Origin of the sequence: Allosphingosinicella sp., assembly GCF_036387215.1 — a bacterium.
Classification (GTDB): domain Bacteria; phylum Pseudomonadota; class Alphaproteobacteria; order Sphingomonadales; family Sphingomonadaceae; genus Allosphingosinicella.
In genome coordinates this window covers 1-7,925 of record NZ_DASVUE010000116.1, presented here as the reverse complement: position 1 = coordinate 7,925, position 7,925 = coordinate 1, and the positions used below count along the sequence as shown (strand labels likewise).

The following is a 7,925-nucleotide window of genomic DNA, read 5'->3' as shown; positions in this document are numbered from 1 at the left end:
CGAGCACGTTCAGGATCCCCGCGATACCCGCAAGCAGGAAGACCGGCGCGATCGACAGCTGGATGAGATGCGCGATCGTCGAGACGGGGATGGTCTTGTCGATCATCGGCAGCTGCATCCTTCTGCTCCAGGCCGGAGGAGGCATGCCATAGCTGCAAAGCCGCGCCGGCCAAAGAGGCTTGCATGATATACTGTCACATGAGATGTTCCACTCAGGCGCCCGCTGGAGTGGCGACCAAGGAGAGTGCGATGCGTAGCTTGCCGGTGATCGTCCCGATGTTCCTGTCCCTGGCTGCCTGCGGCCATTCCGCGCCCGATCCGCGGGGGGTGGAGCGCGGGGAAGTGCTGCTGCAGGTGGTCGCGACCGGGCGCGCCGACACGCGGCCGGATCAGGCGCGCTTCACTGCCGGCGTCGAGACCATCGCTGCCACCGCGGCGGCGGCGAGCGGCGGCAATGCCGATGTCATGAACCGCGTCGCGGCGGCGCTCGAGCGGCTTGGGGTGAAGGCGGATGATATCCAGACGCGGCAGATCACCTTGTCGCGGATCGGCTACGGGCCGCAGCGCGGACGCTTTCAGGCCAACAACATGGTCGAGGTGCGGCTGCGGGACCTGAAGCGAGTCGGCGAGGCGGTTGCCGCCACCACGGAGGCGGGAGCGAACGTCGTCTCCGGCCCGAATCTGAGCTTGGCCGACCCCGAGGCCGCGAGCCGCTCCGCATACGCACAAGCCTATAAGGCGGCGCGGCAGCGGGCGGAGGCCTATGCCGCGGCGGCGGGGCTGAAGGTGGCCCGGGTGCTCGCAATCCGCGACGGCGGCGACGGCGGCCCCATCGCCCATTACGGCGATGCGACGGCCGCCTACGAGGTCGCGTCCCCTGCGCAGGAGTCCGCGCCGCCCTTCCGACCCGGCATGAACGCAAGCGAGGTGCGGGTGCGCGCAGACTTCGCACTGGCCGACTGACGGGGCGGTACGGCCTTTGCGGGGAACAGCGGGAGCGGCCGGCGCAACGGCTTGGCCGCTCGTTCGTTGAGGGTGCGAAGCGGAGGGGCTTTGTGGAGTATCTGTAATGAAAAAGCTTCTCACCTTGATGATCGCGGGCTCGGCGCTCGCAGTGGCGGCGCCCGCAGCGGCGCAAAATTACGGCACCCAGGGCTATGGCAATCAGGGCTATGGCAATCAGGGCTACGTGAACGCCGGCGGCGGCGTCGCCATCGGCAATCGCATCGCCCAGCTAGACGCCCGCCTCCGGGCCGGCATCGAGTCCGGCGCGATCGACCGTCAGGAAGCGCAGAGCATCCGCTCCCAATTGCGCCAGCTGCGGCAGCTCGAGCGGCAATATAGCTATAACGGCCTCTCCCAGCAGGAGCGGCAGGACCTGCAGCAGCGGCTCCGCTCCGTTCGCCAGCAGCTCCGCGTTGCCGACGGCGGCCGCTATAATGACGACAACCGCTACGGCAGCTGGGACGACGGCTACGACAATGGCGGCTACGCCCAGGGCGGGTACAATAACGGCGGCTACAACAATGGCGGCTACAATAACGGCGGCTATTACGGGCAGGGCGGCCCCTACCAGGATGCCGACGAAGTGTGCGAGAGCCGCAGCGGGCTCGGCGGCGTCATCGATCGGGTGATCGGCCGCGACGATTGCGGCGGCTTCCGCGTCGGCCAGCGCGTCTCGGGCAACCTCTATTCAGTGCCGAGCGAATATCGCTATCAGTATCGCGACGGCAACGGCGTCTATTACCGCTCGGACGGGCGCCAGATCTACCAGATCGACGCCCGCACCAACACGGTGATCCGCGTCTACGGCATGGGCCGCTAACGGCACCATCACCGGAATGAGGGAAGGCGCTCCGGCCGGTCCGGAGCGCCTTTCTTCTTGGCCGCAGGATTCGCCGCCCTCGTCGCGGCGCCATCGACCCGCGAAGCCGGGCCTCCAAAGGGAAGCCGTGCAGCAGGAGGGCTGGTGATATGAAGACGATATTGATGCTTGCCGCCGGGGCGGCTCTCGCGGCCGGCCCCGCAGAAGCGGCGCCCTCGAGAAAGGCGCCCCCGAAGCCGGAATGGGTGCGGGTCGGCTCCTATGTCGACGGCGGGCCGGTGGAGGTGGACAAGAGCTCGATCTTCACGTCGCAAGGGCTGACGCGCGCCTGGTGGCGTACCTCGTTCGCCGAGCCCCGGCAGGACGGGACGGTGCAGGAGAAGCAGCTGCTCGCAATCGATTGCGGCGAAGGGCTTTCGACGGTGCTCGCCGCGGTGACGGTCGATGCCGGAGGCGCGGTGATCGACGATATCCGGGAGGCGGAGAGCGCGGCCCTGTCGCGGCTCGGGCCGGCCACGCCCGGCACGACCGGCGAAATGGTTGCCAGAGCCGCCTGCGACCTCCGGCCGCGGACGAAGCCCGGCCGCCGCTAGCGCGGGGCTGGACCGGCGGCCCCCGAGGGCGCATTCTCACCTGCAGCGGCCGGGACGAGCCGCGGGACAGGGGAGAGCAATATGGGCATGGTCGAGCTTTTCGTGCCGATAGCGGCCTTCATGATGATCGTGCTGGTGGTGAGCCTCACCACCCGCCTCATCGCCACCGGGATGCTGAACCGCACCATCCGGGAGGCGATGCGAAGCGATCCGGGGAGCATCCCGCTGCTCGCCGAGCGGCTCGATTCGCGCCAGCCCTGGGGCGATGCCCTGCTCGGCTGGATCTTCATCGCCTTTGCCGTTGCATTGCTCCTGCTCGGCGCGCTGGAGACGGATCCGGAGCGGCAGAGCGATATGATGCGGGCGAGCGTCGTGCCGATCATCGTCGGGATCACGATCCTGCTCTACACCCGCTTCGCGCGGCCGAAGAGCGGCTGAAGCCGGTCGCGCGTGAGCGGACGGCGCGATTGGCGCCGCCCGCTCGTGCGCCTCAGCTGCCCTGCGCCTCGCTGTTGGCGGCGGTCTCCACTTGCGGTTCCGGATCGGCGAGCGCTTCGGCGCCCGGCACGTCCCAGCGGTCCATGTTGATCGCCGAGCAGGCATAGGTGGCCCGGTTGCGAAGCACCGCCGGCTTCAGCGCAGCGGCGAGCGCCGCCTGCTTGCCCGCGAGCGCCGAGCGCGCATCCTCGGCATGGAACGAATAAGCGAGACCGAAGAATTTATCACCGGTCGACAGCTTCTGGCCCATATAGGGCAGGAAGTCGCCGAGATAGACGACCTCGCCCTCGCCGACGTGGAAGGTCGGCGCGCCGAAGCAGTTGGACGTCGTGATCGGCACATTCGGCCCAACCGACGTGCCCATGATCACATAGTCGCCGGGCGTCACCTTCAGCACCTGCACCTCGTAGGCCGCCTTTCGGTCGGCGCTCGCCGCGTTGAGCAGGTAGGTGGTCTTGTCGCCCTTCTTCTTCCAGTCCCTCGGCTGATAGACGAGGTCGCGCTTCTCGACGTCGTAGCGCGAAAGCGAGACCGCTCCCGAACGGCCGGCGCTCTCGCCGCCGGGGCGGCGATAGCCGAGCACGATTGCGGCTTCGCCCGGCGCCAGCTTCAGCGGCACCGACGCGTCGGCCTTCTTGCCGAGGAAGACGGTGCTCGGGCCGGTCACCGGCGCATCGAGCTTCAGCTCGGGATCCGCTTCCATGGCGAAGCTGGTGCGCTCGGTGATCTCCCCGTTCACGCTCGCCGCTCCGACGATTGTGTCGAAATAGGCGCTCCGCTGATCGTCGGTCATCGCCGCCACCTTAGCCTGCTCGGCGTCCGAAACCTCGACGAGGCGCCAGCCCTTGATCAGCAGGCAGTTGCGGCGGTTGGCGCGGCGCTGCTGACCCTCGATGATCGCGCTCGCGATAAGTCCGCCCAGGGCGCCTCCCGCGTCGGCGGCGACCGGCGAGATCACGGCCGGGTTGTAGAAATATGGCACCGTGCCCGAGGGGGTCCGCGACCCCCGCGCAATCAGCCGGCATTCCTGCCAATCCGCATCATATTGGGCGCGGGTGGCGCCCGGCTTGTTGTAGAAGCGGCTGTCTTTAAGGTCGCGGGCGGCGTCCTCCGCAATCTCTTCCGGCGAATCCTTCGGACCGGGCACCGGCTTCTGAGGCACCGGCTTCGGATTGGCGCCGCCATACGGCACCATCATGGTCGCCTGCGCAAGAACAGGCTGCAACGGCAAAGCGCCGGCCAGAAGGCCGGCGACGAGAATACGCAAACTCATGATTTCCCTCGCTTTAATCCCCGCGCTCTGTGTAGCGGCCAAGGACTGCATCCGCCAAGCATTTTCTTTTGTGCCCTATCCAAGCTTGTCCGGACGCCGAGTGACAGGATAGAGATTCGTCGAAAGGAGCGGGCGCGATGGCGGTACCGGACGAAGACTCTCCCTCCCGGTTGATCGATGCCCGGATCGCGGCGATCGGCGGCTGGCGGGGCGAGACGCTTGCGCGGGTGCGGGCGCTGATCCGGGAGGCGGACCCCGAGATCGTCGAGGCGGTGAAATGGCGGAAGCCGTCAAACCCCGACGGAGTGCCGGTGTGGGAGCATGACGGCATCATCTGCACAGGCGAGGCATACAAGGACAAAGTGAAGCTCACCTTCGCCAAGGGCGCTTCGCTCGAGGATCCTTCACGCCTGTTCAACGCCAGCCTGGAGGGCAACGCCACCCGCGCGATCGACATCCGCGATGGAGAGGAGATTGACGGCGAGGCGCTGAAGGCGCTGATCCGCGAGGCGGCGGCGCTGAACCGGGCCCGCCGGGCCGCCAAGGCCTAGGCAGCGGCGTGAAAGCCGTCGCCGCTGCGGCTTATTGCTGCGGCGTGGAAGGCACGGGCGCGCCGGGCGCCGGTGGGGCCAGGAGAAGGTCGCGCATGGGGAGAAGGGCCTTCTCGATCGTCTCGGCCATGGCACCGCGCAGTTTCTCAGGCGCCGTCCGCTCGGATTCCTCTGCAACAATCGCTTCCAGAGCTGCACAGGGGACGAAGGATCTTCTTGTGACCTCGCTCGGAGGCAGGGCGCCGGGCACGTGCCTTGCGGCTTCCCCCATCACGCACATGCTCCAGAGCGTGAACGCCGCGTCCAAGCGCGGGCGGGGCTCGCGTTTGGGGAGCCTCCACGTGATGCGCGCCGATACCTGATCGGGGATTGCGTTCCCGCGGGCGTCGCGAGCGGGCTGGAAGCGAGGGCGACTCACCATCAGACGGCAGGTGGCGGCATCCAGCGAAGATGAGCCGCTGGAGCTGGTGATCGAGCAGCCGGTGGGCCTGCCGTCGCTTCCGACCTGAAGCAGAAATCCGACGGTACCCTGCTCCTGATTGCGGATGGCTTCGGCCGGGTAGTCGGCGTCCGACAAATAGGTGGCGAGATTGGCGAGAGCGCGCGTCGGCGTCGCCTTCGGCTTTTGCGGATCGGCGGCGGAAGCGGGAGCGGAGAGAGCCAGAAGGAGTGCCGCCGCCAGAGGAATGATCTTCGTCATATCAGCGGGTTACGGCGGGCGCGCAGGAGCCGCAAGCGCTCCGCTTGCTGCGTCACCGGCCGCCGGGCAGGCGCGCCCCTGCCGGGCGGCGGATCAAGCGGCGCGTCCGGCCGCGATCGGGTCCGGAGCGGTGAAGCCCGGTCTTATTCGCCGCCGCCCTTCTGCGACTTGTCGAGCTCCTTCGTCATCAGCCGCTGCATCTCGTTGCGCTGCTGGTTCGCGTAGCGCCCCTCGCCGCTGCCGTAGAGCGCTTTCAGGAAGCCGAAGTCCCAGCTCGTCAGAGTCAGCGGCACCGAGCTGTCCATCGGCGCATCGAGGATCTGGAGGATCGTGGGCGCGGCCGAACTGGCGAGCCGCGACGGATCGGTTCGGGCAAGCAGCCGCATGGCCGCATAGTCCGCCAGCTGAGTCGTCGTCAGGCCCTCGATCGCGGCGGGCTCCACCACCAGGATCGAGCCCAGGAAGTGCGGGCGCGAAGACGGCCGGATGCGCGAGGAACCGTCCGCCACCTCGTTGATATAGTAGCCCGATCGGCCGTCGCCGGTTTCCTGCTGGACGGCGGACGGGATGCCGTTGGCGTCGAGCCGGCCCTCGAGGTGCAAGGCGACCGCCTTGCCGCCGTCGTTCGGCACCTTGACCCGGTCGCCGAGCGGGTCGGTCCACTTGGCGCGGATCGACTTCACCATCGCGTCCCTGTCCTGGGCGACGATGATCGAGACGTTCGGCGAGCAGCCCTCCTTCGCGACGCGGATGCCGACCGCCGCGGCGACGGCGCGCATACGGGCGGCGACCTTGAGGTTCTGGGCGGGGGAAAGGCCGATCGCGGCGGGGCAGACCTCCTCCTCGAAGCGGCTGATCTGGCCGCCGATCGGCGCCTTGGCGAGCGCGTCGACGAAGTCGCGGACCTGCCGGTCGCGGTCCTTCATTCCGCGAACGACGATTTCCTGGCCTTCGGCCTCCTGCGGAGGGCGCCTGTCCTGCGCGGCGGCGGGAGCGGCAAGGGCGAGGATTGCTGCAGTCAGACAGGTGCCGAAGATATGGCGCATCGAAATTCCCCCAATCGATGGGCACGGGCCGCAGAGCTGATTGACCGCCCCCGATCCGCGCCGGCTTCACGCAATCGACTACACATGTAATCCGACGCGTTCGATGAACTATCCCTGAATGCCCGATGTGCAGCCATCATGGACGGCGGGAGGTGTTTGCGTGTAGCACGGAGGAGCGGTGATGCTTCAGCCCTCCCTCACGCGGCCGCGAAGAACATCAGCTGCACCAGCCGCCCGTTCTCCGGCCCATCGCCGAAGCCGGGGCCCGAATTGTGGAACATCCAGGGGCTGAACAGGATCAGCCGGTTGAAGCGCATCGGGGCGGTGAAGGTCTTTTCCCATTTGGCGGGCTTCAGCGTGTCCTTGTTGACCACCTCCTCAATCAGATCGTTGACGTCGCCATAGCCGCTGCCGACGATGCCGCCCGCGTCCGCCGGAACCCGGTCGAGGCCGGTGCGGCGGTGGCGGAAGAAGTCGGTGCCGCCGCGGCAATGCTCGGGCAGGCTGAGGTAGAGGATGCCCGAATAGAAAGCCGGATCGACATGGACGCCGCTCGCGCCTCGGTCGGAGCGGAGGGTGAGGCGGCAATGGCCGTGGAGCGTGCCCGGCGCGGGGCGGACGTTGCGGCCGATGAGGCGGGAGACATGCTCGTCGAGCCCCGGCACCGGCAGCGGCGCATCCGAGACGAGGCCCGGATAATTGCCGTCCTTGAAGGCCGGATCGTAGCGAAGCGCGAGCGCCTGGCGCCGCGCCACGTGCGGATCGGCGAAGAAATCGTCGATCATGATGAAGGACGGAAGCATTGCCCCTCCTTGAAGACGGTTGCGGCCCGGGCGGCAAGCCGTTTCCGGCGGCTCCCGCGGCGCTAAGTTCACACTCGGTTCTCACCTATAGAGCTTTCGCGGCCGTTCGGAGCGGCCGGCGGGGTCGAGGAAGCGGCACATGTCGGCGAACTCCTCCTGGCTGAGTTCGCCGCCCTGCTGCGACTTGTCCCACGCCGCCTCGCCGCGTCTCTCCTGCTCGGCCCGCGCCTCCGCCTCCAGCCGCTTGGGCGACTTGGCCGGACGCTGCTCGGAGTAGAAGTGGGGCAGCTTGCCGTCGGCGATGTCGGCGACCTGCAGAGCGCAGTCGAGCTCTTCCGGACCGAGCAGCTGCTCGGGCGGGGCCGGCAGGGAGGGCTCCAGCGCAGTGAGGCTCTCTTCGACCGGCTCCGGCGGCGGCGGCGGGGCTTCGGCGTGCGCCGCGGCGCCGTAGCGCTCCGGCTTCAGATGGCGGAGCAGGAACATGAGGAGGCGGTCGTTCACGACGCGCTTGGTGCAGACCACTTCGCCATATTCGTTGTAGACATTGTGCTCCACGCCCTCGATCGCGCGTTCGAAGGCGAGGTCCTCGACGAAGCCGCCGGCATGGTGGCGGGCGGCGTCCCAGGCGCGGGCGAA

Annotated in this window: 9 protein-coding genes and 1 pseudogene; 5 read left to right on the top strand and 5 right to left on the bottom strand. The window is 68.1% G+C overall.

Annotated features, from left to right (window positions below; genetic code table 11):
• Positions 1–249: 249 nt before the first annotated feature.
• The 4 genes from VF662_RS04820 to VF662_RS04805 all read left to right on the top strand — a co-directional run bounded on the left by VF662_RS04820 (position 250) and on the right by VF662_RS04805 (position 2,856).
• Positions 250–963 carry an SIMPL domain-containing protein gene (locus VF662_RS04820; RefSeq protein ID WP_464138332.1) on the top strand — a complete coding sequence of 238 codons (714 nt, stop codon included), beginning with the start codon at positions 250–252 and terminating at the stop codon, positions 961–963.
• Between the two features lie 106 nt (positions 964–1,069).
• Complete coding sequence (locus VF662_RS04815; RefSeq protein ID WP_464138330.1) at positions 1,070–1,825, top strand: hypothetical protein; 756 nt, start codon at positions 1,070–1,072, stop codon at positions 1,823–1,825.
• Between the two features lie 149 nt (positions 1,826–1,974).
• Positions 1,975–2,418 carry a surface-adhesin E family protein gene (locus tag VF662_RS04810; protein WP_464138327.1) on the top strand — a complete coding sequence of 148 codons (444 nt, stop codon included), beginning with the start codon at positions 1,975–1,977 and terminating at the stop codon, positions 2,416–2,418.
• Between the two features lie 87 nt (positions 2,419–2,505).
• Complete coding sequence (locus tag VF662_RS04805) at positions 2,506–2,856, top strand: hypothetical protein (protein ID WP_464138326.1); 351 nt, start codon at positions 2,506–2,508, stop codon at positions 2,854–2,856.
• Positions 2,857–2,908: 52 nt separating this feature from the next.
• On the opposite strand, the gene VF662_RS04800 is transcribed toward VF662_RS04805, so the two are convergent.
• Positions 2,909–4,189, bottom strand: coding sequence for a hypothetical protein (locus tag VF662_RS04800; RefSeq protein ID WP_464138324.1), 1,281 nt, complete (start codon positions 4,187–4,189; stop codon positions 2,909–2,911).
• Between the two features lie 137 nt (positions 4,190–4,326).
• Here VF662_RS04800 and VF662_RS04795 point away from each other — a divergent pair, with 137 nt between their 5' ends.
• Positions 4,327–4,740, top strand: a complete 414-nt coding sequence (locus VF662_RS04795; protein WP_464138322.1) for a DUF1801 domain-containing protein — start codon at positions 4,327–4,329, stop codon at positions 4,738–4,740.
• A gap of 31 nt (positions 4,741–4,771) precedes the next feature.
• On the opposite strand, the gene VF662_RS04790 is transcribed toward VF662_RS04795, so the two are convergent.
• From VF662_RS04790 to VF662_RS04775, 4 genes and pseudogenes are all read right to left on the bottom strand, one after another.
• Positions 4,772–5,440, bottom strand: a complete 669-nt coding sequence (locus tag VF662_RS04790) for an energy transducer TonB (RefSeq protein ID WP_464138320.1) — start codon at positions 5,438–5,440, stop codon at positions 4,772–4,774.
• A gap of 143 nt (positions 5,441–5,583) precedes the next feature.
• Positions 5,584–6,486, bottom strand: a complete 903-nt coding sequence (locus VF662_RS04785; RefSeq protein ID WP_464138318.1) for a hypothetical protein — start codon at positions 6,484–6,486, stop codon at positions 5,584–5,586.
• A gap of 197 nt (positions 6,487–6,683) precedes the next feature.
• The gene (locus tag VF662_RS04780; protein ID WP_464138316.1) at positions 6,684–7,289 is read right to left on the bottom strand and encodes a DUF6445 family protein; all 606 of its coding nucleotides are present in this window, start codon (positions 7,287–7,289) and stop codon (positions 6,684–6,686) included.
• Positions 7,290–7,370: 81 nt separating this feature from the next.
• Positions 7,371–7,925, bottom strand: a pseudogene (locus tag VF662_RS04775) (hypothetical protein); the annotation flags it as partial.